The 26,350-nt window shown below is 72.9% G+C and carries 21 protein-coding genes, 1 pseudogene and 1 riboswitch; of the genes and pseudogenes, 9 read left to right on the top strand and 13 right to left on the bottom strand.

Annotation, left to right across the window (positions count from 1 at the left end):
- Window positions 1-20: 20 nt before the first annotated feature.
- Window positions 21-674: pseudogene (locus tag ACQP1P_RS31260) on the bottom strand (nucleotidyltransferase domain-containing protein); the annotation flags it as partial.
- Between the two features lie 33 nt (window positions 675-707).
- A riboswitch (glycine riboswitch) is annotated at window positions 708-806 on the top strand.
- A 78-nt stretch (window positions 807-884) separates the two neighbouring features.
- Between ACQP1P_RS31260 and gcvP the strand changes: the two are divergent.
- A complete protein-coding gene (gene gcvP, locus ACQP1P_RS31255) occupies window positions 885-3,710 on the top strand; it encodes an aminomethyl-transferring glycine dehydrogenase (protein WP_433076260.1) in 2,826 nt (941 codons plus the stop codon).
- A 21-nt stretch (window positions 3,711-3,731) separates the two neighbouring features.
- Here the strand turns inward: gcvP and ACQP1P_RS31250 are convergent, their stop codons facing one another.
- Window positions 3,732-3,947: a DUF5999 family protein gene (locus ACQP1P_RS31250; RefSeq protein ID WP_433076258.1), complete on the bottom strand. Its 216-nt coding sequence runs from the start codon at window positions 3,945-3,947 to the stop codon at window positions 3,732-3,734.
- A 364-nt stretch (window positions 3,948-4,311) separates the two neighbouring features.
- Here ACQP1P_RS31250 and ACQP1P_RS31245 point away from each other — a divergent pair, with 364 nt between their 5' ends.
- Entirely contained in the window at window positions 4,312-5,538 is a 1,227-nt protein-coding gene (locus ACQP1P_RS31245) for a chorismate-binding protein (protein WP_433090169.1), read from the top strand.
- A gap of 659 nt (window positions 5,539-6,197) precedes the next feature.
- Here ACQP1P_RS31245 and ACQP1P_RS31240 read toward each other — a convergent pair.
- Window positions 6,198-6,863: a hypothetical protein gene (locus tag ACQP1P_RS31240; protein ID WP_433076256.1), complete on the bottom strand. Its 666-nt coding sequence runs from the start codon at window positions 6,861-6,863 to the stop codon at window positions 6,198-6,200.
- A gap of 144 nt (window positions 6,864-7,007) precedes the next feature.
- Between ACQP1P_RS31240 and ACQP1P_RS31235 the strand changes: the two genes are divergently transcribed.
- Window positions 7,008-8,264, top strand: coding sequence for an MFS transporter (locus ACQP1P_RS31235; RefSeq protein ID WP_433076254.1), 1,257 nt, complete (start codon window positions 7,008-7,010; stop codon window positions 8,262-8,264).
- 12 nt (window positions 8,265-8,276) lie between these two features.
- Here ACQP1P_RS31235 and ACQP1P_RS31230 read toward each other — a convergent pair whose 3' ends face one another.
- Window positions 8,277-10,325, bottom strand: coding sequence for a prolyl oligopeptidase family serine peptidase (locus tag ACQP1P_RS31230; RefSeq protein WP_433076252.1), 2,049 nt, complete (start codon window positions 10,323-10,325; stop codon window positions 8,277-8,279).
- 4 nt (window positions 10,326-10,329) lie between these two features.
- Window positions 10,330-12,597 (bottom strand): putative bifunctional diguanylate cyclase/phosphodiesterase, encoded by a 2,268-nt coding sequence (locus tag ACQP1P_RS31225; RefSeq protein WP_433076250.1) that lies wholly within the window; start codon window positions 12,595-12,597, stop codon window positions 10,330-10,332.
- A gap of 98 nt (window positions 12,598-12,695) precedes the next feature.
- On the opposite strand from ACQP1P_RS31225, the gene ACQP1P_RS31220 reads away from it, so the two are divergent.
- Both ACQP1P_RS31220 and ACQP1P_RS31215 read left to right on the top strand, forming a co-directional pair.
- Window positions 12,696-13,286: a TetR family transcriptional regulator gene (locus ACQP1P_RS31220; protein ID WP_433076248.1), complete on the top strand. Its 591-nt coding sequence runs from the start codon at window positions 12,696-12,698 to the stop codon at window positions 13,284-13,286.
- Window positions 13,287-13,572: 286 nt separating this feature from the next.
- Window positions 13,573-15,477, top strand: coding sequence for a S8 family serine peptidase (locus ACQP1P_RS31215; RefSeq protein WP_433076247.1), 1,905 nt, complete (start codon window positions 13,573-13,575; stop codon window positions 15,475-15,477).
- 58 nt (window positions 15,478-15,535) lie between these two features.
- Here ACQP1P_RS31215 and ACQP1P_RS31210 read toward each other — a convergent pair whose 3' ends face one another.
- Both ACQP1P_RS31210 and ACQP1P_RS31205 read right to left on the bottom strand, forming a co-directional pair.
- Window positions 15,536-16,354, bottom strand: coding sequence for a serine hydrolase domain-containing protein (locus ACQP1P_RS31210; RefSeq protein WP_433076245.1), 819 nt, complete (start codon window positions 16,352-16,354; stop codon window positions 15,536-15,538).
- Window positions 16,355-16,376: 22 nt separating this feature from the next.
- On the bottom strand, window positions 16,377-18,026 hold the full coding sequence (locus tag ACQP1P_RS31205; RefSeq protein WP_433076243.1) for a chitinase: 1,650 nt from the start codon (window positions 18,024-18,026) through the stop codon (window positions 16,377-16,379).
- 120 nt (window positions 18,027-18,146) lie between these two features.
- Between ACQP1P_RS31205 and ACQP1P_RS31200 the strand changes: the two genes are divergently transcribed.
- The gene (locus ACQP1P_RS31200; RefSeq protein WP_433076241.1) at window positions 18,147-18,887 is read left to right on the top strand and encodes a metallophosphoesterase family protein; all 741 of its coding nucleotides are present in this window, start codon (window positions 18,147-18,149) and stop codon (window positions 18,885-18,887) included.
- Window positions 18,888-19,007: 120 nt separating this feature from the next.
- On the top strand, window positions 19,008-19,595 hold the full coding sequence (locus tag ACQP1P_RS31195) for a dihydrofolate reductase family protein (protein WP_433076239.1): 588 nt from the start codon (window positions 19,008-19,010) through the stop codon (window positions 19,593-19,595).
- Between the two features lie 102 nt (window positions 19,596-19,697).
- Here ACQP1P_RS31195 and ACQP1P_RS31190 read toward each other — a convergent pair whose 3' ends face one another.
- The 4 genes from ACQP1P_RS31190 to ACQP1P_RS31175 all read right to left on the bottom strand — a co-directional run bounded on the left by ACQP1P_RS31190 (window position 19,698) and on the right by ACQP1P_RS31175 (window position 23,475).
- Window positions 19,698-20,705, bottom strand: coding sequence for an RNA polymerase subunit sigma-70 (locus ACQP1P_RS31190; protein WP_433076237.1), 1,008 nt, complete (start codon window positions 20,703-20,705; stop codon window positions 19,698-19,700).
- A 76-nt stretch (window positions 20,706-20,781) separates the two neighbouring features.
- Window positions 20,782-21,762 (bottom strand): N-acetylglucosamine kinase, encoded by a 981-nt coding sequence (locus ACQP1P_RS31185; RefSeq protein WP_433076235.1) that lies wholly within the window; start codon window positions 21,760-21,762, stop codon window positions 20,782-20,784.
- Between the two features lie 34 nt (window positions 21,763-21,796).
- Complete coding sequence (locus ACQP1P_RS31180; RefSeq protein WP_433076233.1) at window positions 21,797-23,038, bottom strand: 6-phospho-beta-glucosidase; 1,242 nt, start codon at window positions 23,036-23,038, stop codon at window positions 21,797-21,799.
- 59 nt (window positions 23,039-23,097) lie between these two features.
- Window positions 23,098-23,475 (bottom strand): DUF1992 domain-containing protein, encoded by a 378-nt coding sequence (locus ACQP1P_RS31175; RefSeq protein ID WP_433076231.1) that lies wholly within the window; start codon window positions 23,473-23,475, stop codon window positions 23,098-23,100.
- Between the two features lie 35 nt (window positions 23,476-23,510).
- Between ACQP1P_RS31175 and ACQP1P_RS31170 the strand changes: the two genes are divergently transcribed.
- Together ACQP1P_RS31170 and ACQP1P_RS31165 are read left to right on the top strand one after the other, a co-directional pair.
- Window positions 23,511-24,083, top strand: coding sequence for a DedA family protein (locus tag ACQP1P_RS31170; protein WP_433076229.1), 573 nt, complete (start codon window positions 23,511-23,513; stop codon window positions 24,081-24,083).
- 163 nt (window positions 24,084-24,246) lie between these two features.
- Entirely contained in the window at window positions 24,247-24,819 is a 573-nt protein-coding gene (locus ACQP1P_RS31165; protein ID WP_433076225.1) for a chaplin family protein, read from the top strand.
- Window positions 24,820-24,941: 122 nt separating this feature from the next.
- Here ACQP1P_RS31165 and ACQP1P_RS31160 read toward each other — a convergent pair whose 3' ends face one another.
- Both ACQP1P_RS31160 and ACQP1P_RS31155 read right to left on the bottom strand, forming a co-directional pair.
- A complete protein-coding gene (locus ACQP1P_RS31160) occupies window positions 24,942-25,760 on the bottom strand; it encodes a PhzF family phenazine biosynthesis protein (RefSeq protein ID WP_433076223.1) in 819 nt (272 codons plus the stop codon).
- A gap of 98 nt (window positions 25,761-25,858) precedes the next feature.
- Window positions 25,859-26,284: a hypothetical protein gene (locus ACQP1P_RS31155; protein ID WP_433076222.1), complete on the bottom strand. Its 426-nt coding sequence runs from the start codon at window positions 26,282-26,284 to the stop codon at window positions 25,859-25,861.
- Window positions 26,285-26,350 lie beyond the last annotated feature (66 nt).

The following is a 26,350-nucleotide window of genomic DNA, read 5'->3' as shown; positions in this document are numbered from 1 at the left end:
GGCGGTACGGGTGCCGTGGTTCGCAAGGCGAACAGGAAGCGCTCCGCCGCGGCCCGATCGGGCTCCTCCGGCAGCTTCGACGCCGACTCGGCGGCGGCCAGGTCGGCGGTCAGGGCGCCGGCCAGGGACTGGAAGTCCTCCCAGCTCAGCTCGCCGCGGCGGATCGCCAGGAGCTCGTCGCGCCACGGGGTGACGTCCACCAGCACCTCGCCGGTGCGCAGGACGTGGGCGCCGGCGCGCAGCAGGCGGGCCATGTGCATCGCCTGCTTCCAGCGGACCTCGCCCGTGCGGGCGCGCACCGAGGTGAGCTTGTTGAGCTGGTCGCGGGCGTAGTCGCCGTAGGTGCGGGCGGCGCGGCGGGACAGGAACGCGGGGCGCAGCTCCAGCAGCGCGCGGCCGGCGTCGGTGACGTGCTCGACCAGCGGCGACGACAGGCACTCCCACATCGTCGGGTTCGCCGCCAGGGCCAGGGTGCAGGCCCGCTCGACCTCCCACGAGAACTGTTCCGGCAGCGGCCCCTCCACGTGGCTGGGCGGCTTGTCCAGCGACCAGAAGGCGTCGCTCGGCGTCTGGAACACGCCCCGCCGGTCGGTGTCGGAGCCGGGGCCGTCGAGCCCGTAAGCGCGGGAGCCGACGACCGCGGAGTAGATCGTGTGCTTCGCCACGATGGTCAAGTCCTGCACTGTTGGTAGGGTAGTCGTGCCGGCAATACCCGCGCGGGAGAGACCGCTGTGCAGCACGAGCAGCGGCGCCGAAGGGGCAAATCCTCCCCGGAACCTCTCAGGCAAAAGGACCGCGGCGGGTTGGCACCTCTGGAGTCTGCGACAGAGGGGGAGGAGCGCACGTTCGCCCCTGTCCCGCGATCCGCCCAGAGAGTGTGGCCCATGACCAGTTTTGCCGCGCGGCACATCGGCCCGAGCGCCGACGAGCAGGCCCGGATGCTCAAGACCGTCGGATACTCCACGGTCGAGGACCTCATGACCGCCGCCATCCCCGGCTCGATCCGCTGGCACAAGCCGCTGGACCTGCCGCTCGCCGCGTCCGAGGCCGAGGTGCTGGCCGAGCTGCGGGCCCTCGCCGCGGCGAACCGGACCCTGGTGTCGATGATCGGCCTCGGGTACCACGGCACCCACACCCCGCCGGTGATCCTGCGCAACGTGCTCGAGGACCCGTCGTGGTACACGGCGTACACGCCGTACCAGCCGGAGATCTCCCAGGGCCGGCTCGAGGCGCTGCTGAACTTCCAGACCGTCGTCGCCGACCTCACCGGGCTGCCGGTCTCCGGGGCGTCGCTGCTGGACGAGGCGACCGCGGCCGCGGAGGCGATGACCCTCGCGCGGCGCTCGTCGAAGGTGAAGTCCGAGGTGTACGTCGTCGACGCCGACGTGCTCCCGCAGACCCTCGCCGTCATCCGGACCCGCGCCGAACCGCTCGGCATCGAGGTGCGCGTGCTCGACCTCGCCGCCGAGGAGCTGCCCGAGGCGTTCTTCGGGCTGCACCTGCAGTACCCGGGCGCCTCCGGGGCCGTGCGCGACCACGAGGCCCTCATCGCCCTCGCCCACGAGCGGGGCGCGATCGCCACCGTCGCCGCCGACCTGCTCGCCCTCTGCGTGCTGCGTGAGCCCGGCGCGATCGGGGCCGACGTCGCCGTCGGCAGCGCCCAGCGCTTCGGCGTGCCGATGGGCTTCGGCGGCCCCCACGCCGGGTACATCGCGGTCCGCCAGGGCCTCGAGCGCACCCTGCCCGGCCGGCTCGTCGGCGTGTCCAAGGACGCCGGCGGCGCCCCCGCCTACCGCCTCGCGCTGCAGACCCGCGAGCAGCACATCCGCCGCGAGAAGGCGACGAGCAACATCTGCACCGCGCAGGTGCTGCTCGCCGTCGTGGCGAGCATGTACGCCGTCTACCACGGCCCCGACGGGCTGCGCGAGATCGCCGCGCGGACCCACGACATGGCCGTGCGCCTCGCCGCCGGGCTCAGCTCGGGCGGGGTGACCGTCGAGCACCAGACCTTCTTCGACACGGTGACGGCGGTCGTACCGGGGCGGGCCGACGAGATCGTCGAGGCCGCCGCGGCGCGCGGGATCAACGTGCGCCGCGTCGACGCCGACCGGGTCGGCATCGCCTGCGACGAGACCACGACGTTCGGGCACCTGCGCGACGTGCTCGCCGCCTTCGGCCTCGCCCACACCGACGTCACCGGGCTCGACACCGCCGACGCGGTCCCGGCGCGGCTGCGGCGGGCGTCGGACTACCTCACGCACCCCGTCTTCAGCAGCCATCGGTCCGAGACGGCGATGCTGCGGTACCTGCGCCGGCTCTCCGACAAGGACTACGCGCTCGACCGCGGCATGATCCCGCTGGGCTCCTGCACCATGAAGCTCAACGCGACCGCCGAGATGGAGCCGATCACCTGGCCCGAGTTCGCGAACGTCCACCCGTTCGCGCCCGACGCGCAGACCCAGGGGTACCGCCGCCTCATCGCCGACCTCGAGCGCTGGCTCGCCGAGGTCACCGGCTACGACGCCGTGAGCCTGCAGCCCAACGCCGGATCGCAGGGCGAGCTCGCGGGCCTGCTGGCGATCCGGGCGTACCACCACGACCGCGGCGACACCGAGCGCGACCTGTGCCTGATCCCGTCCAGCGCGCACGGCACCAACGCGGCCAGCGCCGTCATGGCCGGGATGCGGGTCGCCGTCGTCGCCTGCGACGAGCTCGGCAACGTCGACCTCGCCGACCTCGACCGCAAGATCGAGCAGCACCGCGACCGGCTCGCGGCCATCATGGTCACGTACCCGTCGACGCACGGGGTGTACGAAACGGGCATCGCCGAGCTGTGCGGGAAGGTCCACGACGCCGGCGGTCAGGTCTACGTCGACGGGGCCAACCTCAACGCGCTGCTCGGCTTCGCCAAGCCCGGGCAGTTCGGCGCCGACGTGTCGCACCTCAACCTGCACAAGACCTTCTGCATCCCGCACGGCGGCGGCGGCCCCGGCGTCGGGCCGGTCGCGGTCCGCGCCCACCTCGCGCGCTTCCTGCCCTCGCACCCGTTCCTCGCCGCGGACGCGCCGGTCGGCCCGGTCTCGGCCGCGCCGTTCGGCTCGGCCGGCATCCTGCCGATCCCGTGGGCGTACCTGCGGCTGATGGGCCCCGACGGCCTCGCGAAGGCGACGGCGACCGCGGTGCTGGCGGCCAACTACGTGGCGGCCCGGCTGCGCGGGCACTACCCGGTGCTCTACAGCGGCGCGGAGCACCTCGTCGCGCACGAGTGCATCCTGGACCTGCGGGGGATCACCAAGGCCAGCGGCGTGACCGTCGCCGACGTGGCGAAGCGGCTCATCGACTACGGCTTCCACGCCCCGACGATGTCGTTCCCGGTGAGCGGGACGCTCATGGTCGAGCCGACCGAGAGCGAGGACCTGGGCGAGCTGGACCGGTTCTGCGACGCCATGATCGCGATCAAGGCGGAGATCGATCGGGTGGCGGCGGGCGAATGGCCGGCCGGGGACAACCCGCTCGTGAACGCGCCGCACACGGCGGCGGTGGTGACGGCCGACTCGTGGGAGCACGCCTACCCGCGGTCGGTGGCGGCCTACCCGACGGCGGCCTCGCGCGAGGCGAAGTACTGGCCGCCGGTTCGCCGCATCGATGACAGCTATGGAGACCGGAACCTGGTGTGCTCCTGCCCTCCGGCCTCCGCTTACGAAGAGTGACTTCCCCGTAGCTACGGAGTGTTACCGCGGTGCGGCGCCCACCAGTGTGTGCGGCGCCCAGCCGCGGTGAGGCTCGATCACGGAGCAATCGGGCAGAAGCTCTCCGGTGTCCTCGAAGACGATCACGCCGTTGCAGAGCAGGCTCCACCCCTGCTCGGGGTGGCTCGCGGAGACGCGGGCGGCTTCGCGGTCGGTGTCTTCGGCGGTGGGACAGGGGGGCTGGTGCTGGCAGAGCATCGGGGGTCTCCGATTTGAGAGATTCAATTGAGGTCTGTGGGGTTGTTCACATGACCAGTGATGCACGCTACTACGGCCAACGACACTATTCCGAACATGTGACGGCACAACTTGGGGATAATCCACCCTTCGTATGAGCACACTAGGACCGGTCGTCGGGTACGGACCCGGGTCAGTGGATCTTCACCCGCCGGGGTTGCCCGGCGCGTGTAGAGCCCGCGTCTGGGAGCGCTCCCGCCTTGAATGGTATTCCCGCGACGGCGGAGACCCTCTTCAATTACTGATCGCGTTCGCCGCGTCGCACGGCGTGCATCTCGCGGACATCTCGGCGTCACCCACCGTCACCGACGCGTTCACCTGTGGGATTTCGGTCCTCCTGTCGCCACCCTCCGTCACCCCGTCGCCGGCACCCTCCGTGCCGGATCTGGTGGCGGTGGCGTACTCGCACGGCCCGCGCCGGTCACCCGCGCCCGGGACAACTGTCGCCTATTCGTCACCCGGAACCATGAACGTTGCATCGGCCCCGGTTGCGGATTCTCCGGATTCGGGGGGAGTTGCCTCTTCATGCACATGGCGCGAATCGGCCGCGCTCCGTGCTGCCGATTCCCCGCGCGTTTCGGAAATATCCGATTTTTCGGCTGGTTCACCGGGGGGTGTCGCCTTCCTCGGGCCGTGGACGCCGAGCTGGACGGAGGCCGAGCATGCGGCGGCGGTCGGGGGTGTGCGGGCGGCGATCGCGCGGGGTGACGTGTACGTCGTGAACCTCGTCGGGCACACCAGCGCCCCGTTCGTGGCCGGCCTTGGCTTCGGCTCTGGTCTTGGCTCCGGCTCTGATCTCGGCCCCGGCTCTGGTCTTGACCTCGGCCCCGGCTCTGGCCTTGGCGTCGGCCCCGGGCCCGCGCTCGCGCGTGTCGCGGCTCTTCCGGGCGCCCGCTACGGCGGCGTGCTGCACGGCGAGCGCTGGTGGGTCGCCTCGGCGTCGCCGGAGACCCTGGTGGCGGTGGCCGGCGGCCGGGCCGTCACCCGCCCGATCAAGGGCACCCGCCCGGCGACGGCGCAGGGCCGGGCCGAGCTGCTGGCCTCGGCGAAGGAGCGCGCCGAGCACGTGATGATCGTCGATCTCGAGCGCAATGACCTGGGCCGGGTGGCCGAGGTCGGCTCGGTGCGCGTGGACGAGCTGTTCGCGCTGCGCCGCTGGTCGGGGCTGTGGCAGGCGGAGTCGACGGTCAGCGCACGGCTCGCGCCGGGCGTGGGCCTGGCCGAGCTGCTGGCCGCGGTCTGGCCGGGCGGCTCGGTGACGGGCGCGCCGAAGCTCGCCGCGATCGATGTGGCCACGCGCCTGGAGCCCGTCGGCCGCGGCCCGAGCATGGGCGCCTGCGGGTGGATCGGGCACGGGGCGCCGGGGCCGGGCGCGCCCTTCGGCCGCGTCGAGGTCGACCTGGGCCTCACGATCCGCACGGTGGCGGTCGCGGACGGCCGGGCGCACCTGTGGGCCGGCGGCGGGATCGTCTGGGACAGCGACCCGGCGGCGGAGGTGGCCGAGGCGGCGGCGAAGGCGGCCCCGATCAAGCGGGCGCTGCGCGGCTGGTGACCCGCGGCGGGTTGGTCTGGGGCCGGGATCCCGGCGGCCCAGGTTGCGGGACGGTCGAGGCTGCGGCGAGGACGGCCGGCGATCAAACGGGCGCTGTGGGGCTGGGACCGCGACCCGGCGGCCGAGGTGGTCGAGGTGGCGGCGAGGACGGACCTGTTCAAGTGGCGCTGTGCGACTGGGACCGCGACCCGGCGGCCGGGGCGGTCGAGGTGGCGGCGAAGATGGACCTGTTCAAGTCGGACCGCGACCCGGCGGCCCAGGTAGTCGGAGTGGCGGCGAGGACGGACTGTTCAAGTGGGCGTTGCGGGGGCTCGGCTGGTGACTCGCGGCCTCGCGAATGCACACGAGTCGGTCGGCCGGGGCTCATCTTGCTTACCTAATCTTACCCTCCGCCACCTAACTGATCATGACGGTCGATTCGGAGCGTCGAACCGGTCGGCACGCTCAGTGTAGTCGCGGCGCAGGGAGAGAGAGCATCCGACTGCCGGAAGCCGGGCCGGAGCCGCTCCAGCTCGCCCTCGGCGCCGATGCCAGCACAACCGAGGCGAGGAAGGACCGTCGACCGAGCGGCGCGAAGAGAGCGACGGAGCGGCGCGAAGAGAGCGACGGAGCGGCGCAAAGAGAGCGACGGAGCGGCGCAAAGAGAGCGCAGTGAGAGCTCAGTGGTGGTCGCGGCGCAGCGAGATCTGGAAGGCGCGGGAAGCCGGGCCCGGGTCCTCGTGGAAGGACGCGAACAGGGTGCACGACAGCGGAGCGTCCGGCGTCGTGATGCGGTGCGCCGTCACGTGCGGGGAGTCCCAGTGCACCCGCGGCAGGTTCGCGCTCGGGCCGAAGCACGCGTCCAGGTCGGCCCGGGTCAGCGACGGCTCGGTGAAGCGGACCTCCACCGAGGCCAGGCCCGCGCGGTCGTTCATGAACAGCTGCAGCCACGCGGTCCCGGGCGGGCTGGGCTGCACGAACAGGCGGCCGAGGTCGTCCTGGGTCGGGGCGGGCAGGCCCAGCAGGTCGGCCACCTCGGCGGCGTGCTCCGTCGTCACGCCGCACACGCGGCGGGCCCAGGTGCCCAGCAGCTCCGCCGTCACGGGGCGGGCCACGAGGTCCAGCAGATGGCTCGGTACCGGCGGCCGCCGCCACGGCCGCGGCCAGTCGTCGAGATCGGCGAGCTCCGCGCCGTCCACGATGAGGGTGTAGACCGGCTCGGCCGGGAAGTCGTTGACGCGCACGGTCAGCGCGCGGCCGTCGACCTCGGCGTGGTACGGGAACTCGCCGTCGCCCGAGTGCTCCCACGCGATCGGGCGCTCGGTCAGGGCGGTCGGGTCGGTCATGACGGGGTTCCCCTGGTGCGTGACAACCGGACGAGAAACGGCAAAGCAGACCCCGACAGCGTAGGCGGTGTCTGCAAACGCACAGTTGAGGGGCGTCACACTCACCCCGCATTCCGCCCGTGGGCCGATAGCGTTAGCCGCGCTATGCGCCGTTACATCATGTGGTCCGTCGGGCTCCTCGCGTACATCGTCGCCATCTTCCACCGCTCCTCCCTCGGCGTCGCCGGGGTCGAGGCCGCGCAGCGTCTCGGGGTCGGCACGGCGCTGCTGTCCATGCTCTCCGTGGCGCAGCTGGCCGTGTACGCGGCGATGCAGATCCCGGTCGGCGTGCTGCTGGACCGGTTCGGCTCCCGCCGGCTGCTCGCCGCCGGTGGCGCGCTCATGCTCGCCGGGCAGTTCGTGTTCGCCTTCGCCGGCGACGTGGGCACGGCGATCGCGGCCCGGGTGCTCATCGGGGTCGGCGACGCGATGACGTTCATCAGCGTGCTGCGGATCGTCGCGATGTGGTTCCCGCCCCGCCGCAACCCGCTCATGGTGCAGCTCACGGGCATGCTGGGGCAGCTGGGCGCGCTGTCCTCGGCGGTACCGCTGGTGCTCCTGCTGCGCCACGCCGGCTGGACGGCGACGTTCCTCGGCGCGGCCGGGCTGGGTGCCGTGGCGGTCGTGCTGGTCCTGGCCTCCCTGCGCGACCAGCCCGAGGCCGGGGAGGCCGCCGCGGCCGCGGGCGGGCCGCCGCGCGGGCTCGGCCTCAAGCACTCCTGGAACCACCCGGGCACGCGGCTGGGGCTGTGGACGCACTTCGTCACGCAGTTCTCCGGCTCGGTGTTCGCGCTGCTGTGGGGGTATCCGTTCCTGACCCAGGGCGAGGGCCTGGCCCCGGACACCGCCGCGCTGCTGCTGTCGCTGCTCACCGTCGGCGGGCTCGTGATGGGCCCGGCGATCGGGCATTTCTGCGGGCGGCTGCCGTACCACCGCTCGACCCTCGTCCTCGGCATCGTCGGCGCGTCCGCGCTGGCCTGGACCGTGGTGCTGCTGTGGCCGGGGCGCGCCCCGCTGTGGCTGCTGACCGTGCTGGTGCTGGTCCTGACGGTCAACGGGCCCGGCTCGATGATCGGCTTCGACTACGCGCGCTCGTTCAACCCCGCGGACCGCATCGGCGGCGCGACCGGCATCGTGAACGTCGGGGGGTTCGCGGCCTCGATCGTGCTCATCGTCGCCGTCGGCGTGATCCTGGACGTGCGGACGGCGCCGGGCGCCGAGCACCCGACGCTGTCCGCGTTCCGCTGGGCGTTCGCGGTGCAGTACCTGCTCTGGATCGCCGGCGCCGTGCAGGTCTACCGCTACCGCCGCACCACCCGCCGGAGGATCGCCGCCGACGACCTGGCGCTCGCCCCGGCCTAGGCCGCACCGGGCTTAGGGCGCGAGCGTCCGCCACAGGAACTCGAACGCCAGGGCCCACTTGAAGGCCAGCTGCGCGTTGTCGGCCGCCCCGCCGTGGCCGCCCTCGATGTTCTCGTAGTAGGTCACGTTCTTGCCGTGCTCGCGCAGCCGCGCCACCATCTTGCGCGCGTGCCCGGGGTGCACCCGGTCGTCGCGGGTCGACGTGGTGATGAGCGTCGGCGGGTACGGCACGCCGTCGCGCACGTTCTGGTACGGCGAGAACAGCGACAGGTAGGCCCAGTCGTCGGGGTTGTCGGGGTCGCCGTACTCGGCCATCCACGACGCCCCGGCGAGCAGCAGGTGGTAGCGGCGCATGTCCAGCAGGGGCACCGCGCACACGATCGCGCCGAACAGCTCCGGGTAGCGGGTCAGCATCACGCCCATGAGCAGCCCGCCGTTGGAGCCGCCCTCGGCGCCGAGCTGCTCGCGGGTGGTGATGCCGCGCTCGACGAGGTCGCCGGCGACGGCCGCGAAGTCCTCGTAGGCGCGCGGGCGCCGGTCGCGCAGGGCGGCGCGGTGCCAGGCGGGCCCGTACTCCCCGCCGCCGCGGATGTTCGCCACGACGTAGGTGCCGCCGCGGGCGAGCCAGCCGCGGCCGATGATCGAGTTGTACGCCGGGACGCGGGACACCTCGAAGCCGCCGTAGCCGGACAGCAGGGTCGGGCCGGGGCCGGCGCCGGGGCGCCCGACCACGAAGTAGGGCACCTGGGTGCCGTCCGCCGACGTGGCGAAGAACTGCCGGGTCTCGATGCCGTCGGTCTCGAAGTACGGCGGGCCCTGCTTGAGGATGGTGGGCCCCTCGGCCGAGCCGAGCACGCCGTGGCGCAGCGTCGGGGGCAGGGTGAAGCCGCTGGACAGCAGCAGGTACTGCTCGTCGGTGTCCTGGTTCGTGGTCCACACGTCGGTCTGGCCGAGCTCGGTGCCGAGCACCTGACGGCGCCACTCGCCGTCCGCGAAGGACAGCAGCTCCAGCCGGCTGCGCACGTCGGCCAGCAGCACCAGGATCAGGCCCGTGCGGGTCCACTGCGCGTAGCTGAGCGAGGTATGCGGGTCCGGCGTGAAGAGCGGGGTGAGCGTGCGGTCGCCGGACAGGTACGACTCCAGCCGGGTGATGAGCAGCGTGCCCGCCGGATGCGTCACGCCCGCGACCGGCCAGTCGGTGCGGACCCGCACCAGCAGCCACTCGCGGTGGATGTCGACGCCGGCGTCCTCGGGGACGTCGAGCTCGGTGAGCGCGCCGTCGACGAGCAGGTACCGCCGGGCGTTGAAGAAGTCCGTCGCCTGCCGCACGATCGCGCGGCGGCCGTCGACCGACGGGTCGGAGGTGGCGCGGACGGACACGTCGTCGGGGGAGCCCTCGAACACGACCGGCGCGTCGGCGACGGCGGTGCCGCGCCGCCAGGCCCGCACCTGGCGCGGGTAGCCCGAGGAGGTCATCGATCCGGGGCCGGTGTCGGTGCCGACGAAGACCGTGTCGGCGTCGATCCAGCTCACGCTGCTCTTGGCCTCGGGCAGCTCGAAGCCGTCCTTGACGAACTCGAGCGCGTCGAGGTCGAACTCGCGCACCACGGAGGCGTCGGCGCCGCCGCGCGACAGCGCCACGAGGCAGCGGTGCTCCCCGCCGAGCGGGCCGGTGCGCAGGTAGGTGGCGCCCTGCCAGACCCAGTTCTCGCCCTCGGCCTCGGCGAGCGCGTCGAGGTCCAGGACGGTCTGCCAGTCCGGGGTGTCGCCGCGGTAGGACTCGAGCGTCGTGCGCCGCCACAGGCCGCGGGGGTGCCCGGCGTCCTTCCACAGGTTGTAGACGCGCTCGCCGTGCCAGGCGATCATCGGGATGCGGTCGTCGGCGTCGAGCACCGCCCGGATGCCGTCGCGCAGGGCGGCGAACCGCTCCCCGCCGGTCAGCGCGGCGACGGTCTCGGCGTTGCGCTCGCGGACCCACGCGAGCGCCTCCGGGCCCTCGACGTCCTCGAGCCACAGGTTGATGTCGTCGGGCGGCGGGTTCAGGTCATCCTCGTCCGGCATCCGATCAGTCTGACCGAACCGCGACGGGTTCGGCGACCCGTTCCCGCGCGCGCAGGGCCGCGGCGAACGTGTGCGCCGGCACCGCCCGGCCCCACAGCCAGCCCTGCGCGAGGGGCACCTTGAGCGCCGCGAGCACGTTGCGCTGGGCGGTGGTCTCGACCCCCTCGGCGACCACGGTGAGGTTCAGCGCGCCGCTCATGGCGACCACGGCCCGCACGATCTCCTCGTCCTGCGTGCTGACGCCGAGCCCGCCGACGAACGAGCGGTCGATCTTGACGCCGGTGACCGGGTGGCGGCGCAGGTACCCCAGCGCGGAGAAGCCGGTGCCGAAGTCGTCGACGCAGATGCGCACCCCCAGCTCGCGCAGGCGCAGCAGGAGCCGCTCGGTGAGCTCGCCGCCCTCGACCATGACCGACTCGGTGATCTCCAGCACCAGGTTGCGGGCCGGCACCCGGGCCTGGGCGAGGATCGCCGCGACCCGCTCGGCGAACGCGGCGTCGCCGAGCTGGCGCGGCGAGACGTTCACCGACATCCAGAAGTCCTCGCCGACGACGCCCTTGTCGCGCCAGCGGGCCAGCTGCTGCACGGCCTCGCGCAGCACCCAGGCGCCGAGCGCGGAGATGAGGTTCGCGTCCTCGGCGACGGCGATGAACATGTTCGGGCCGAGCCAGCCGCGCACCGGGTGCTCCCAGCGCACGAGCGCCTCGGCGCCGACGGTGCGGGTGCCGAGGCCGTCGGTGAGGTCGACGATCGGCTGGTAGGCGATCGCCAGCTGCTCCTGGGCGACGGCCGCGCGCAGGGCGACCTCGATCTCGACGCGCTCGCGCACGGCGTCGCGCATTGAGGCGTCGAAGACCGTCCAGCGGTTGCGGCCCTGCTCCTTGGCCTGGTACATCGCAGTGTCGGCGTCGCGCATGAGCGCCTCGGCGGTGTCGTGGCGCTCGGCGCGCACGATGCCCATCGACGCCCCGACGACGACCTCGGCGGTGGGGGTTTCGCCGCCGCCGACCAGCAGGGGCCGCTCGACGCACTCCATGATCCGCCGGGCGCCGGCCATCGCCTCGGGCTCGGTGCAGTGCATGACGACCACGAACTCGTCGCCGCCGACCCGCGCGACGGTCGCCTCGGCGGGCAGTGCGTGGCGCAGCCGGGCGCCGACCTCGGCGATGAGCCGGTCGCCGGCCGGGTGGCCCCAGGAGTCGTTGACGAGCTTGAACCCGTCGAGGTCCAGGGAGAACATCCACACCGCGTCGCCGTCGCCGCGCTCGGCGAGGCGCCGGTCGACCATGATCTGCAGCAGGCGCCGGTTCGGCAGGCCGGTGAGCGGGTCGTGGGTGGCCTGGTGCTCGAAGCGGCGCTGGGCCGCGGCGTGGCTGTGCACCGCGCCGGACGCGCGCGCGAGCAGCAGCGCCACGATGGCCGCGCCGCCGACGCCGAGGATCCAGCGCGACAGGGGCGCCGGATGTGGCAGCAGTACCGTCAGCGCGAACGGGGCCGCGACCGCGGGGCCGATGATGAGCATCCGGGCCGGCGACCACGCCTGGATCGGCAGCGGGGTGGCCTGGGCCAGGGCGCCGGCGCTGGGGTGCAGCGCGGCCGCCCCGCCGGCGGTGAAGGCGAGCAGGTAGGGCAGGTCCAGCAGCGCCGGCCCGGTCACGTGGCCCTGGCGGCCGATGACGGCGTAGCCGAGGTCCCCGGCGAAGATGAGCAGCAGCATGGCGCCGAGCAGCAGCAACGCCGGGCGGCGGACCGCGGTGGTGAACGCCAGGTTCACCCCGAGCAGGACGATGACGACGTCCAGCAGCGGGTATAGCCCGGCCAGCACGCTCACGAGCACCGGCCGGCCGGGGACGGCGGTCGCGGGGAGGATGAACAGCAGGGCGGAGGTGATCGCTGCGCCGATGCAGACGATGAGCCCGTCGAGCAGCGCGTGCCGGTCGATGCCCCACCGGCTCAGGAACGTGGCCATGCCCGCGACGAGGAACGCGAACCCGCACACGGAGAACGCGTCGCCGAGCTGCGCGAGCGGGTACGGCCCGGTGACGAGCAGCGCCCGCAGCACGACGCCGGCGAGGAAGAACAGCGCGGCCGCGGTGAGCAGGCGCCAGGGCCGCCGGGGCCGCAGGTCGTGCAGGCGGGGCCCGAACGCCCAGGCCAGCGCGGAGAGGGTGCCCACGAGCGGGAACGCCAGCCCGGGCAGCACGTCGGCCGCCCACAGCGCGGCGGCCGTGAGCCCGATCCCGAGCAGGCCGATCCAGAGCCGGTCCCGCACCACAAGCCCGTGATCGGCCGGGCCCGCGCCGAGTTGAGGGATATTTCTTGCGTGCTGCGCAAACTTGCTGATCCGGCACGTTTTGCTACGCTGGTGGGATGGAACCGGGCCTGCGGGAGCGCAAGAAGCAGGCGACGCGGCGGGCGCTGGCGCTGGCCGCGCTGCGGCTGAGCGTGGAGCGCGGCTTCGACGGCGTGCTCGTCGAGGACATCGCGGCCGAGGTGGGCGTGTCGCCGCGCACCTTCAACAACTACTTCTCCTCGAAGGCCGAGGCGATCTGCGCCCTGGCCGTGGACCGGGCCCAGCGGGCCGGGGCGGCGCTGCGGGCGCGGCCGCCGGGCGAGCCGCTGCGCGCCGCGATCGAGGCGGCGATGCTGGCCGAGTTCGCGGGCGGGGCGGTGCCGGAGCACGTGCCCGACCGGGTGTGGTTCGCGGGGCTGCGGATGGTGCTCGCGACGCCGGCGATGCAGGGCGAGTATCTGCGCGTGCGGGCGGCGATGCAGGACGCGCTGTCGTCGGCGATCGCGGAGCGGCTCGGGCTGCCACCGGCCTCGCTGCTGCCCGAGGTGGTCGGCGGGGCGGTGGCGGCCGCGTGCGACGCGGCCACGCACCGCTGGCTGCACGCGGACCCGCCGGTGCCCCTGCAGCCGCTGGTCGGGGAGGCGCTGCGGCACCTCGCGGAGTACTGAGCGGCCGCTCAGCCGCTCAGCCCGGGCTCGTGGCCGCTCGCCCGGGCCAGTGACGCTCACCGATGACGCTGAGGAGTGGCTGAACGCCACTTCCCGCCGGGGGTCAGGGCCCGAGGCGTGGGCCCGCTGACCTGTCGGGCGATTCGTTTGCGCAGCTCACCGGCCGTACGACAGGGCTGAGGAAATCCTGTCGGGCGTTCGGTGCGTTCTCGTGGTCAGGCCGTGACTTTCCGTTGCCGGCGGCGCATCGTGATCGTCGGAAGCTCCATGGACGGGGAGATGGTTGATGAGCAAAGCGAGAGCGGGCCGGCGCTGGAGTGCGGTGGCCGCGGTGGCGACGCTGGGGCTGTTCGCCGCGGCCACCCCGGCCGCGGCGGCACTGCCCGGGGATGGCACGGCCGCGAGGAAGGCCGGCGGCGGGTTCCTCGCCGACGAGTGGCCGACGAGCGCCGGCACGACGCTGAAGAGCGTCCGGTCGATCGTGCGGGCCGACACCGGCCCGGCGGCGTCGCTGACCGGGCAGGGCGTCGGCATCGCGCTGGTCGACACCGGCATCGCCCCGGTGACCGGGCTGCCGGCCGGGCAGGTGGTGAACGGACCCGACCTGTCGTTCGAGTCGCAGTCGGCGCAGCTGCGCTACCTCGACACGTTCGGCCACGGCACGCACATGGCGGGCATCATGGTCGGCAACGACCCGGCCGGCGGTACCGTCGGCCTCGCGCCCAAGGCCAAGGTGACCTCCGTGAAGGTCGGCACCGCGACCGGCGCCGCCGACGTCACGCAGATGATCGCGGCGATCGACTGGGTGGTGCAGAACCGCAACTACGACCCGGCGAACCCGATCCGGGTGATCAACCTGTCGTACGGCACGGCGGGCATGTCGGCCGCCGGCGTCGACCCGCTGATGTACGCGGTCGAGCAGGCGTGGCAGGCCGGGATCGTGGTCGTCATCGCGGCCGGCAACGACGGCAGCACGACCACGGCGCTGACGAACCCGGCAATGGACCCGTTCGTGGTGGCGGTCGGCGCGTCGACGACGAAGCAGACGGTGAGCACGGCCGACGACGAGCTGGCGGCGTTCACCAACGGCTCGGCCGCGTCGCGCAAGGTGGACCTGCTGGCGCCGGGCGAGTCGATCGTGTCGCTGCGGGACGTCAACTCCTACGTCGACCAGACCTACCCGGGCGCCCGCGTCGGCGAGACCGGCTTCAAGGGCTCCGGCACCTCGCAGGCGGCCGCGGTGGTGTCCTCGGCCGCGGCGCTGCTGCTGCAGCAGCGCCCGTCGCTGACCCCGGACCAGGCGAAGGCGCTGCTGCTCAACGGCGCGTCGGCGCTGAGCACGGGCACCGGCAAGGGCTTCAAGGAGCTCAACGTGGCCGCGTCGGCCGCGCTGAGCACGCCGAGCGTGACGCAGACGTTCGCGAAGGGCACCGGCACCGGCTCGGTGGAGACGGCCCGCGGCGGCAACCACCTGACTGTCGACAACGTGTCCCTGACGGGCGAGCGGACCATCTTCGGCCCGTTCAACAACGCGGCGTGGGCGAGCCTCGCCGGGCAGAAGCAGACGTGGAACGGCGGCGTCTGGATGGGCTACCGGATGGCCGGCGACACCTGGACCGGCGACGGGGGCACCGGCGGCACCGGGCAGATCGCGGGCCTGGCCGGCAAGTGCATCGACGTCATGAACCGGCTCAACAACAACGGGACGCCGATCCAGCTGTACGACTGCAACAACACCCCGGCGCAGTACTGGCAGCTGCAGTCCGACGGCACCGTCCGCGCGCTGGGCAAGTGCATGGACGTGACCGCGGCCGCGAACCAGAACGGCACCAAGATCCAGCTCTACGACTGCAACGGCACGCCGGCGCAGCAGTGGAAGGTGACCTCGGCGCGGCAGCTGATCAACGCCGGCTCGGGCCGGTGCCTGGACGTCACCGACTGGAACGCCGCCAACGGCGTCCAGCTGCAGCTGTGGGACTGCCTGGACCAGGACAACCAGCGGTGGGTGCCGCCGTACACGTCGCGGACCTGGTCGGCGGCGACCTGGGGCGGCACGCCGTGGACCGGGACCGGCTCGTGGAGCGACCCGGCGTGGTCCGAGCAGTACTGGACCGGCCACTACTGGTCCGGGCACTACTGGAGCGGTCACTACTGGTCGGCCGACGACTGGTCGACGGCCGGCTGGTACTAGGACGCGGTCGCGGCGCCGTGCTCGCCGAGCACGGCGCCGTTGGTCCTAGGACGCGGTCCTAGGACGCGGTCGCCGCGCCGTGCTCGCCGAGCACGGCGTCGGACAGCTCCGGCCAGACCTCGGCCGCCCAGGTGTCGAAGTTGCGGTCGGTGAGGCAGGCCAGGGCCAGGTTCGCGTCGGGGTCGACCCACAGGAACGTGCCGGTCTTGCCGAAGTGCCCGAAGGTGCGGGGCGAGTTGTTCGCGCCGGTCCAGTGCGGCGACTTGTGGTCGCGCAGCTCGAAGCCGAGGCCCCAGTCGTTGGGGTCCTGGCGGCCGAAGCCGGGCAGGACGCCGGTGACGCCCGGATACTGCACGGTGACCGCCTCGGGCATGAGGTCGGGCGCGAGCGACGGGTCGAGCAGTTCCTGGCCCAGCAGGGCGAGGTCGGAGACGGGCCCGACGGCGCCGGCGGCGGGGGAGCCCTCGAGGCGGGTGCCGCCCATGCCCAGCGGCCGCAGCACCGACTCGGTCACGAGCTCCGCGAAGGTGCCGCCGGTGCGGGTGAGCACGAAGTCGGCGAGCAGCTCGAAGCCGGTGTTGGAGTAGATCCGCTTGCGGCCGGGGCCGGCGAGGATCTGGTCGGTGTCGAAGGCGACACCGGAGGTGTGCGCGAGCAGGTGACGCACCGTCGCCCCCTCGGGGCCGGCGGGCTCGTCGAGCAGGACGTCGCCGCGGTCGACCGCCACGAGGACGGTCAGGGCGGTGAGCAGCTTGGTGACCGACGCCCACGGCAGGGCGGTGTCCGGGCCGTGGCGGTCGCGGATTCCCTTGGGATCCACGACCGCCACGGCGGCGGTCGGTACGGGCCAGCTGGTCACCAGGTCGAGTGCGCTCACCCGTCGAACCTACGGCAAGCGTCTACGGCAGGGCGTTGAGGTAGGGGCGCTGGGCGTTCTGGAACTCCCAGTTGTAGTAGCGGTCCCAGTTGATCGACCAGGTCATGAGGCCGCGCAGCGCGGGCGAGGGGCCGCCGCGCAGGGTGTATCCGCCGCAGCCGGAGCCGTTGACCAGGCAGGTGACCGCGGACTGCACGACGCTGTTGGCGACGTAGCCGTTGCCGGCGCTGACCGCGGCCGGGACGCCGATCGCGATCTGGTCCGCGCGCAGGCCGGGGAAGGTCTGGCCGGTGTTGGCGACCGGGAAGCCGGCCTTGAGCATGTCGGTCATGGCGATGTGGAAGTCCGCGCCGCCCATGGTGTGGTACTGGTTGTCGAGGCCCCAGATCGGCCCGGAGTTGTAGTCCTGGACGTGCAGAATGGTGAGGAAGTCCCGCACGGCGTGGATGACCGGCAGGTAGGAGCCGGCCCGGTTGTCGCCCTGGGTGGTGCCGCCGTAGAACTGGTACCCCAGCTGCACGAAGAAGGTCTCGGGGGCCATGGTGAGCACGAACTTGGCGCCGTACTTGGCCTTGAGCGACTTCAGGGCGCTGATGAGGTTGACGACGACCGGGGTGGTCGGGTTGCGCAAGTCGCTGTCGCCGGCGTTGAGGTAGAGCGAGTGGCCCTCGAAGTCGATGTCGAGCCCGTCGAGGCCCCACCGGTCGATGATGGCGCTGACGGAGCTGACGAAGGCGTCGCGGGCGGCGGTGGTGGTCAGCTGGACCTGGCCGTTCTGGCCGCCGATGGAGATGAGGACCTTCTTGCCCTGGGCCTGCTTGGCCTTGATGGCGGCGAGGAACTCGGCGTCGGACTCCACGCCCGGGCACTCGGCGGCGGAGCAGCGGTTGAAGCGGATGTCGCCGGAGGTGACGCTGGTCGGCTCGCCGAAGGCGAGGTCGATGACGTCCCAGGCGGCGGGGACGTCGGCCATGCGGATGTAGCCGGAGCCGTTGGCGAAGCTGGCGTGGTTGTAGCCGATGAGCGCGTGCTTGGGGATGCCGGTGACCGGGGTGGTCGGGCTGGTGGTCGGGCTGGTGCTCGGGCTCTTCGACGGGCTCGCGCTCGCCGACGGGCTCTTCGACGGGCTCGCGCTGGCCGAGGGGCTCTTCGACGGGGACGACGAGGTCGGCGGGGTCGTCGTGGGCGGGGTGCCGGGCCCGTCCAGGGCGATGTCGTCGGCGTTGTAGGCGCCGGTGCCGTACCAGCCGTGCAGGTACACCTGGACCGAGGTCTGACCGGCGGCGGTGGTGAACGGGACGGTGAGCTTGGTGTAGGCCGTGGCCGCGGGGGTCCACGTGGACGCGCCGCCGGTCACGCCGAGGTAGACGTAGCTGCCGCGGACCCAGCCGGAGAGGGTGTACGCGGTGTTCGGCTGGACGGTGACGGTCTGCGTGCACTGGGCGGTGTCGGCGTTGGTGGCATTGCCGTTGAGGGCGTACGAGCCGGAGTGCACGGGCGAGGTGACCGCGCCCGAGCCGGAGCCGGTGCACGACCAGCCCGACAGGTTGCCGCTCTCGAAGCCGGGGTTGGACAGCAGGTTGGCCGCATACGCGTTGGTGGCCACGAACAGGCCTGTGACCAGCAGGGTTGCGGCGCCGAGTATGAGCGCGGCGCGCTTCGTGGGCTTCATGGGCGACCTCCATCGACGGTGGTCGCCATTATTAGGTTTGTTAACTGTTCATGTCCAGAGCTCTTAACCCGGCCTTCATCATCGCGGCGCCGGCGGACGCCGCACCCGTATGTTGCAGGGATGAGAGTGGCGGTGCTTGCCGATGTCCATGCCAACCTTCCCGCGCTCGAGGCGGTCCTCGCCGACGTCGAGGCGCACGGGGCCGACCGGATCGTCCTGCTCGGCGACATCGCCGGGGGCCCGATGCCGGCCGAGACCCTCGACGTGCTCGCCGGCCTCGGCGAGCGTGCCACATGGGTGCACGGCAACGGCGAGCGCGAGCTCGTCGACGCCTTCGACGGCAAGCCCGGCGAGGGCCGCAACGCCGCCGACGCCGCCACCTGCGCCGCCCTGATCGAGCAGCGGCACCGCGACCTCATGGCCGGCCTGCCGATGACCGTGACGCTCGACGTGGACGGCCTCGGGCCGACCCTGTTCTGCCACGCCACCCCGCGCCGGGACGACGAGTTCGTCCTCGTCGACTCGCCGATCTCCCGCTGGAACACGGTGCTGGAGGGCGTCGACGCCGGGCTGGTCGTGTGCGGGCACACGCACATGCCCTTCGACCGGCTCGCCGCGGGGCGGCGCGTGGTGAACCCGGGCAGCGTCGGGATGAACTACGGCCCGGCCGGCGCGTACTGGGCCCTGCTCGGTGACGGTGCCGTGCAGTTGCGGCGCACCGCCTACGACGCCGGGGCGGCGGCCGAGCGCATCGCCGCCGGCCGGCACCCGCAGGCCGGCTGGTGGGCCGAGCACTACGTGACCAGGCCGTACGGGGATGCGGACGCCCTCGAGGCGTTCGCGGAGTTCACCGGGGACTGAACGCCGGTCGAGCGGCCGGCCGTGCCCGCGCGGGAACCGCCGGCCGCCGGCGGCGCGCACCGATGAGGTTTTCGCGCAGCGCCCGTCTGTACGTATGCAACCGACCGACGAGAGGCTGGCATGGTGCGAAAACTGACCTTCGGCATGAATGTGACCCTGGACGGCTACATCGCCGCGCCCGGCGACGACATCGGCTGGAGTGGGGATGAGGGAGCGGACTCGTCGCAGGGCGACGAGCTGTTCCAGTGGTGGTCCGACCGGGTGGGGGCGACGGGCCTGGCGCTGTACGGGCGCAAGCTGTGGGAGGCGATGAGTTCCCACTGGCCGACCGCCGACCAGCAGCCCGGCGCCACACCGGCGGAGATCGAGTTCGCCGGCCGCTGGCGGGACATGCCGAAGGTGGTGTTCTCCTCGACACTCGGCCCGGTCGACTGGAACACGCGCGTGGTCACCGGCGACGCGGTCACCGAGATCGCCCGGCTCAAGGCGGAGGACGGCGGGCCGATGGACATCGTCGGTGCGACGCTCGCCGGGGCGGCCATGCGGGCCGGGCTGATCGACGAGTACCTGCTGGTCACCTACCCGGTCCTGGTGGGCGGCGGCACGCCGTTCTTCACCGCGCTGGACAGCTGGGTGAAGCTGAACCTCGTGGAGACGCGGACGTTCCCCGGCGGCGTGGTGCTGACCCGGTACGAGACGAGGCGATGAGCACGCGCCAGGTGCCCGGTTCGTGAGGCCGGGCCGGCATCCTTCCTGACGTTGTTCTGGCATCACGGTGCCCCGCCGGCGCTGCCGGCGGGGCACCGGTGTTCACAGGGTCGGGGGCAGGCCCAGCCATGGCTTGCCGGTGGCGTCGAACCCGGTGAGCTCGGCGATCTTCCCGTCGACGATGTGCAGGACCGCGAGGGTGTACAACCGGTGCGCCGGGTCGCCGGGGGCGCGCCGGTACAGCGCGGCGGCGGGCATCCGGTTGACCGTCGTGGCGATGCAGCGCCAGTCGTCGTGGCCGGGCTGGAAGAGCCCGCCGGAGACCCAGCCGTCCACCGCGTCCTTGGCGGTGCCGGTCGAGGTGCCCGCCTCGGGCAGCATCACGAAGCGCAGGTCGTCGCGCAGCAGGGACATCAGCCCGTCGAGGTCGTTGCGCTCGTGGGCGTCGATGTAGGAATGCACCACGCCGCGCTCGTCGTGCGACAGCTCGTGGGCCGCGGGGCTGCGCCAGTCGAGGCGGCGGCCGGGCAGCTGCTCGCGCATCGTCACGCGCGCCCGCTGCAGCGCGCTGGTCACCGATGCGACGGTCAGGCCGAGGGCTTCGGCGGCCTTCGGCGCCGGCCAGCCGACGACGTCGCGCAGGATGAACACCGCCCGCTGCCGCGGCGGCAGGTGCTGGACGGCGGCGATGAACGCCAGCTCGATCGTCTCGCGCGCCACGACCGATTCCTGCGGGTCCTCGGGGAGCATCCGGTCGGGGTACGGCTGCAGGTACAGCACCTCGGAGCTGGAGTCCGGCAGCCCGGACGGCACGGGGGTGCGGTCGCGGCGCTGCTCCAGGAAGTCGAGGCAGGCGTTCGTCGCGATCCGGTACAGCCAGGTCCGCAGCGCGGCGTGGCCCTTGAACGACTCCCGCTTGTGCCACGCGCGCAGGAACGTCTCCTGCGTCATGTCCAGGGCGTCCTCGTAGTTGGCGAGCATCCGGTAGCAGTGCACCTGCAGCTCACGCCGGTGCCGCTCCGTGAGCAGCGCGAACCGCGCCGCATCGCCCGAGCGCACCACCGCGATGAACGTATCCTCGTCAGCGCCCAGCGCTCCAGCGTCGGTCATGCTCACCAATCCTGCCACCGGTGCCAGGGCGCTACCAGGACCGACGCGGTCGCTGCCGCCACGGTGCCGGCGGCGGCTACAGCGCCGCCCGGACCGCGGACTCCAGCGCCGGTGGGCACGGGCCGCCGTGCAGGGTGTCCAGGGCCAGCAGCGCGGCGCCGGCCACCGGCAGGGAGGACAGGACGTTCACCGTGGCGCGGGGCGACAGCGCGTGCAGGCGGGGCAGCAGATCGTCGTGCAGCACCGGGTGGCGGGCCGTCAGGACGCCGCCGCCCAGGACGATCGTGTACGGCGACAGCAGCAGGTCCAGCCGCTGCGCCGAGACGCGGACGAGGGACTCGATCTCGTCGGCCAGGCGGCGCACGACCCGGGCGGCCAGCTCGTCGCCGGCCGTGGCCACCGCGAACATGACCTCGCAGAGCTCGTCCAGCCGGGACTCCGGCAGGTCGCCCAGGTGCAGGGCGATGGTCACCGCCTCCACGGTCGGGGCGCCGAAGTGCTCGCGCACGGCCGGTTCCAGCGCCGTCGCCGGGCCGCGGCCGTCCTCGGAGCGGATGGCGTGGTACAGGGCCAGGGCGGCCAGGTGGTGGCCGCCGCCCCAGTCGCCGGAGCGCTGGCCCAGGGCCGGGAAGCGGGAGGTCGCGCCGTCGGCTCGGCGGCCGGCGGCGTTGATCCCCGCGCCGCAGACGACGCCGACCGCGTCGGGGGTGGCGGAGCCGGCCCGCAGGAGGGCGAACAGGTCGTTGTCGACGGTCGTCGTGGCGGCCAGGGCCAGGGCCGAGACCCCGGCGTTGAGGCGCTCGACCTCGATCGGCAGGTCGGCGCCGGCGGTGTAGACGGCCAGGTGGGACAGCTCGATCGACGGCGGCAGGGCGGCCTCGCGGCGGGCCCGGGCGACCAGGGCGGACAGCTGGGCCAGGGCGCCGTCGAAGCTCAGCACGTGCGGGGAGATCGTCGGGCCGGTGACGCGGGACAGGATGCGGCCGTCGGAGTCGCCCACGACCACGTCGGTCTTGGAGTTGCCGCCGTCGGCGGCGGCGTAGAGGCGGGCCGTCATCGCCGGCCGGCCGGGGCGGCGGCGGGGCGGGCGGTCATGCCAGCCACGCCAGGTGCTCGCGGTTCGCGGCCAGCAGGTCGTCGGTCAGGCGCTCCGCCTTGTCGTGCTGGGCCACCAGGGGGTGGGTGAGCAGGGCGCGGTAGACGCGGTCCCGCCCGCCCGACACCGCGGCCTGCACCGCCAGGTCCTCGTAGGCCGACACGCCGGAGATCAGGCCGGCCAGGTGGGCCGGCAACGGGGGAGCCGGGACCGGGGTCGCGCCCCCGGCGCCGACCCGGCAGGTGGTCTCGATGACCGCGTCGTCGGGCAGGAACGGCAGGAAGCCCCGGTTGCGCACGTTCACCGCGTGCACGCCGCCGTCGTCGTCGTGCAGGGACGCGATCAGGCCCACGGCCGCCTCCGAGTAGAAGGCGCCGCCCCGCTGCGACAGGAGGTCCGGCTTGCGGTCCAGGGACGGATCGGCGTACATGCCCAGCAGTTCCCGCTCGATCTGCAGGACCCGCTCGCCCCGGGTCGGCTCGTGGCGCTCCGCGGCCACCACCTCGTCGTGGCTGTAGAAGTAGCGCAGGTAGTAGCTCGGGACGTAGCCCAGGGCCCGCACCACCGCCGGGGGGATCTGCACGTCCGCGGCGATCTTGTCCAGGGAGGAGTCCAGGAGGCCCGGGAGGCGGTCGACGCCGTCCACGTAGACGGCCCGCTCCCACGTCAGGTGGTTGAGCCCGACGTGGTCCAGCGTCACCGCCGACGGGTCCACGCCCAGGGCCGCGGCCCAGCGGCGCTGGAAGCCGATCGCCACGTTGCACAGGCCCGCGGCCTTGTGGCCGTCGTCGAGCAGGGCCCGCGTCACGATGCCCACGGGGTTGGTGAAGTTCACGATCCAGGCGCCGGGGTCGGCCCGGCGGGCGATGTCCAGCACGACCGGCACCGTGCGCAAGGCCTTGGCGAAGCCGCCGGCGCCGGTGGTCTCCTGGCCCACGCAGCCGCAGGCCAGGGGGAACGTCTCGTCGCTGATGCGGGCCTGCTGGCCGCCGACGCGCAGCTGGATGACCACCGTCGAGGCGCCGGCCAGGGCGTCGCGCACGTCCGACGTCCAGCGCAGCGTGGTGCGGGAGCCCTGGGCCGCCAGGATGCGCCGGGCGAACGCGCCGACCACGGCCAGCCGGTCGGCGGCCGGGTCCAGCAGGACGATCTCCGAGGCGAACGGGGCCAGGCGGGCGAAGCCGTCGACGAGCTCCGGGGTGTACGTCGAGCCGCCGCCCACAACCGCGATCTTCACGAGCCAGCCCTCCAGATCAACTAATAGGAAGACTAACTAACAGTTCAATGGGGCCGCTGTCAACGCCTGCGCCACTCGGCGGCCAGGGCGTCCGCGTCCAGGGGGTGCAGCAGGGTCGGCGGGCCCTCGATCAGGCCGCGGCGGGCGCGCTCGATGCGCACGTTCAGGTCGGCCACCGCCCGGCGCAAAGACTCCTCGGTGCGGAAGTCGCCGAGGGACTCCGGCAGGTCCTCGACCTCGCGGCGCAGGCGCAGCGTCGGCGGGATGCCCGAGGGCAGGCGCTCGCGGCGCGCCAGGTCCTTGACCCACCAGTCCTCGTCGTACAGCTCGCCGTGGTCGGGCAGCGGGCGGCCGGCACCGGGCAGGTCGTCGAACTCGCCGCGCTCCTGGGCCTCGCGGATCTGCCGGTCGATGTGCGATTCATACCAGCTGGCCATCGCCTGCGAGTGTACCCGTGGCAGGATCTTGATCGATGGAGCAGTTGGAGCGGTACGGCTACCCGGCGCTGGCGATCGTGGTGCTGCTGGAGGGTCTGGGCATCCCGACCCCCGCCGTCACGGCGATCGTCACCCTGTCCGCCGTGGCCGCGCACAGGGGCACCGCGCACGTCGTGCTCGTCGCGGTCGTCACGCTGGCCGCGGCCATCGCCGGGGACAACCTCGGCTATCTGCTCGGCCGGCGCGCCGGGCGCCCCGCGGTGCTGCGGTTCGGGCGCCGCGTCGGGCTGACCGAGCAACGCCTGGAGCGCGCCGAGCGGTTCGTCGCCACCCGGGGCAGGAACATCATCGTGGTCGCGCGCTTCATCGACGGCCTGCGTCAGACCAACGGGATCATCGCCGGGGCCACCGCGCTGCCCTGGCGGCAGTACGCGCCCCGCGACGCGATCGGCGGCGTGGTGTGGACGGCGATGTGGGTCACCGTCGGCGCGGTCGTGGGCAACAACGTGGAGCAGCTGCGGCGCTACCAACTGTGGATCCTCGGCGGCGCGGGCGTCGTCGCGCTCGTGCTGCTGGTGCGGTACCTGCTCAAGCGTCGCCGCCGCTGACCGGACGGCCCCGCGGGCGCGCCGGAAAAGACTACGTTATGTCACCGGGCGGGTGCATTGCGTGACGAGATTTCCCGAAATATCCGTCCGCAGCTCGCATTTCGGGTTAGGTGGACATCGCGACGGACGTTCCCCGTCGATCACTCGTCGAAAGGTCGTCATCATGAAACGCTGGCTCATCCGGTCGGTGCAGGTGGCCGCGCTGGCAATGGGTGGCCTCGCGCTCACCGGGACCGCCGCTCACGCCGATGGCTGGAACAGCGGGCCCAACGTCGGTTTCGGCAACGGAAACCAGAGCTCCACCACCATCCAGACGCCCGTCAACATCTGCGGCAACTCGATCGCGATCATCGGTTTCGCGAGCGCGAACTGCGACGGCGGCGCGGTGGCCTACAACGGCAGCGGCGGTGCGTTCAGCGGGGCCGGCTACAACAACGGCAGCGGCAACGGCAACGGCAACGCGAACGCCTACGGCGTGAACCACAAGAAGAAGCACAAGAAGCACCGCAACGGCAACGGCAACGCCAACGCGGCCTCGTACGACGACCGCGACTACCGCGACAACGGCCGCGGCGGCAACGGCGGCGCGTGGGCGATCAACGCGGGCGGCGGCGGCTGGAACACCGGCTTCAACGCCGGCTTCGGCAACGGCAACCAGACGTCGACCACGATCCAGGCGCCGATCAACGTGTCCTGCAACTCGACGGCCCTGATCGGCTTCGCGTCGAGCTGCTGAACCGTCCGGCATCACGGGGCACCGCCTGCCCCGGCTGCGTAGAGCGTTGACCGAGGCCCGCGGGGAGCAGCCCCTTCCCGCGGTCCATCGGTCAACGCTCTTGGCGTGTCAGGGACGGGGCGTCACGCGATGGCGACCGCGCGGCCCGTGACCCGCACCCCGGCCCGGTCGTCCAGGTCCACCCGCAGCAGGCTGGGGCGGCCCATGTCGTCGCCCTGATGGATCGTCAGCGCCGCGGGCGCCTCGACGAGGCCCAGCTCGCGCAGGTAGCCGCCGAGCGCCGCGGCCGCCGCCCCCGTCGCCGGGTCCTCGTACACCCCGCCGGGCGGGAACGGGTTGCGGGCGTGGAACACCGTCGCCGACTCGCGCCACACCACGTCGACGGTCGTCCAGCCCTGCCCGGCCATGAGCGCGCCGAGCGCCGGCTCGTCGTAGCCGAGCCCGGCCAGCCGCTCCCGGCTGCGCAGGGCCACGACGGGATGCCAGGCACCGGCGAACGCGGCCAGCAGCGGCAGCCCCGGATCGAGGTCTTCGCGGGTGTACCGCAGCGCCCCCAGCAGCCGCGCCCGGACGTCCTCGGGGATCGAGCGGGTCGCGGGGGCCACCGTGCGCAGGGTGGCGGAGCCGTCCGCGGTGTCGACCGCGATCTCGCCAACGGACGCGGCGAGGCGGATCGGGCCCGGCCCGAAGCGCTCGGCGTAGGCGACCGCGGCGGCGATCGTCGCGTGGCCGCAGAAGGGGACCTCGGCCAGTGGGCTGAAGTACCGCACCCCGGCCGCCCGATCCCCGGCGGGCGTCAGGAACGCCGTCTCCGAGTAGCCGACCTCGGCCGCGACGCGCTGCATGTCGGCGTCGGCGAGGCCGGTGGCGTCGAGCACGACCCCGGCCGGGTTGCCGCCGGACGGGGTGTCGGTGAACGCGGCGTACCGCAGGATCTCCATGCCCCCGACCGTATTGCGGACGCGTCCCGGCCGCGGATGCCAATCGGCCGGCGGTGGCACGCGCCACCGCCGGCCGCTGGATCAGGCCGGTCGGCCGCCTACTTGTCGGCGACGCCCAGCTGCTGCTCGCCGCCCTGGCCGTGGAACTCGGTGCCCTCGGCGAACGCGCCGTCGAAGCGCTCCTGCAGCGCGCTGAGCTCGCTGAACTCGGCCTGGTGCGAGGACTCGCTGCCCTGCGCCGCGAAGACGTGGTCGTCGGAGGTCGCGTCGTGGCTGAAGTTGGTGTAGTCGTCGGACTCGTAGTGGACCGCGGCGGGCTGGTCGTACTCGGTGTGGTGCCCCTGCGAGAAGTCCGTGGACTCGGCCGCGTGGTGGTCGTTCTCGTAGACGCCGAACTGCGACTGGGCGTCGGCCTCGGATCCCTGCGCCTGGTGCAGCTGGTCCAGCGAGTTGTGCTCCTGACCCGCGTCGTAGTGGCCGTAGTCGACGTCCTGGCCGGTGTCCGCGGCGTCGAAGTCGCTCATGGAGATTTCCCCCTCAGTGCTGTCAGACTGCGATAGGACCGACGTTACGGATTGTGGCCCGATCCG

The organism is Dactylosporangium sp. CA-052675 (genome assembly GCF_050947935.1).
Taxonomy (GTDB): domain Bacteria; phylum Actinomycetota; class Actinomycetes; order Mycobacteriales; family Micromonosporaceae; genus Dactylosporangium.
The sequence above is the reverse complement of the archived record's forward strand: the minus strand, read 5'-3'. Positions and strand labels throughout refer to the sequence as shown.